The organism is Ideonella azotifigens, from assembly GCF_006519715.1.
GTDB classification, from domain to species: Bacteria; Pseudomonadota; Gammaproteobacteria; order Burkholderiales; family Burkholderiaceae_C; genus Ideonella; species Ideonella azotifigens.
Genome location: NZ_VIDT01000991.1, coordinates 1 through 1,545, shown reverse-complemented (window position 1 = coordinate 1,545; position 1,545 = coordinate 1). Strand labels below are relative to the sequence as shown.

2 protein-coding genes are annotated in these 1,545 nt (G+C 68.2%); both read left to right on the top strand.

All coding sequences use genetic code 11. The annotated features are described in order from the left end of the window. Nucleotides 1–96 precede the first annotated feature (96 nt). Nucleotides 97–801: an LPS export ABC transporter periplasmic protein LptC gene (lptC, locus tag FKP22_RS29980; RefSeq protein WP_141291868.1), complete on the top strand. Its 705-nt coding sequence runs from the start codon at nt 97–99 to the stop codon at nt 799–801. Between the two features lie 5 nt (nt 802–806). Next, nucleotides 807–1,545, top strand: a 739-nt coding sequence (locus FKP22_RS29975) for an SDR family oxidoreductase (RefSeq protein WP_375140632.1), incomplete at its 3' end; no start/stop codon positions are given.

The window sequence follows — 1,545 nt, the reverse complement described above, 5'->3', positions numbered from 1 at the left end:
GCGAATTCTGCGACCTGATGCTGATGGCCAATGGCCGCTACGCCAGCCTGCTGCACGGGCACCTGACGACGCTGGACGGCGCCTGAGCCCGCGCGCATGAGTCCACAGCTGCATTTGCCTGACCTGCCCGAGGTGCCCGTGGCATTGGGGCACGAGAAAACGCCGCCGCCCGACCAGGCGAGCGCCGCCGACATCCGCGCCAGCTGGCGCCAGCGCATCGGCAGCCTGCTGGGCACCGCCATTCCGTTGCTGATCATGACCTTGCTGGCCCTGGGCTCCTGGTGGCTGGTGAAGAATTCGCCGCAGCCGCCAAGCGAGCGGCTGCGCTCGGCCCCGGCCCATGTGCCGGACTACCGGCTGGAGCGCTTCACGCTGCAGCGCTACGACCCCAGCGGCCGGCTCAAGGTGCAGATCCAGGGCGAACACCTGCGCCACTTTCCCGACACCGACGAGGTCGAGATCGACACGGTGCACGTCGAAGGCTACGACCCTGACGGCCGGGTGACCCGTGCCACCGCGCGCGAGGCGATTGCCGCCGGTGACGGCTCGGTCGTGCAGCTGATTGGGGGCGCGCACGTCATCAGCACCGGCAACACCGGCGAAACCGTCGACTTCGTCGGCGAGCACCTGCTGGCCGATTTCAGGGCCCACGTGGTGCGCTCCGAGCGGCCGGTGCAGGTGCGCCAGGGCCGCAGCGAATTCACCGCCGATGCGATGGTCTACGACGAAGCCAGCAGCATCTTGACGCTGACCGGCCCGGCCCGCGCGGTGATGACGCCGGACCGGAGCGGCAAACGGTGAGCGCCGTGAAACCGCTGGTTTTCATCACCGGTGCTTCCAGTGGCATTGGCCAAGCGCTGGCCCTGCGCTATCACGCGGCTGGCTGGCGCGTGGCGCTGGTGGCTCGCCGGGCCGAGGTGCTGCAGGCCTGGGCGGTGCAGCAAGGCTGGGCGGCAGCGGACTTTCAGGTCTACGCGGCCGACGTGCAGCAGGTCGACAGCATTGTCGCCGCCGGCCAGCGCTGCATGGCCGAAGCTGGTTTGCCGGATGTGGTGATTGCCAACGCCGGCATCAGCGTCGGCATGGACAGCACGGTGCGCGAGGACCTGGCGGTGATGCAGGAGACCTTCGCGACCAACAACGTGGGCCTGGCGGCCACCTTTCATCCCTTCCTCGCGGCCATGCAGGCCCAGCGCCGCGGCACGCTGGTCGGCATTGCCAGCGTCACGGCGATCCGGGGTTTGCCTGGGCATGGGGCCTATTGCGCCAGCAAAGCCGCAGTGGTGGCTTATTGCGAGAGTTTGCGCGGGGAATGCCGGCCTTGCGGCGTGCGCGTCGTGACGCTGTTGCCAGGCTATATCCAAACTCCGCTGACGGCGTCGAATACCTATCCGATGCCGTTTCTGCTGACACCCGAGACATTTGCCGACAGGGCTTTCCGGGCCATTGCGGTGGGCACCAGCTACCGCGTGATCCCCTGGCAAATGGGGGTGGTGGCCAAGCTGCTGCGGCTGCTGCCCAACCCGGTGTTCGACCGTTTGCTGG

Coding starts and splice junctions, on each gene's coding strand:
- lptC (WP_141291868.1), top strand. CDS start 97: ATGAGTCCACAGCTGCATTTGCCTGACCTGCCCGAGGTGCCCGTGGCA.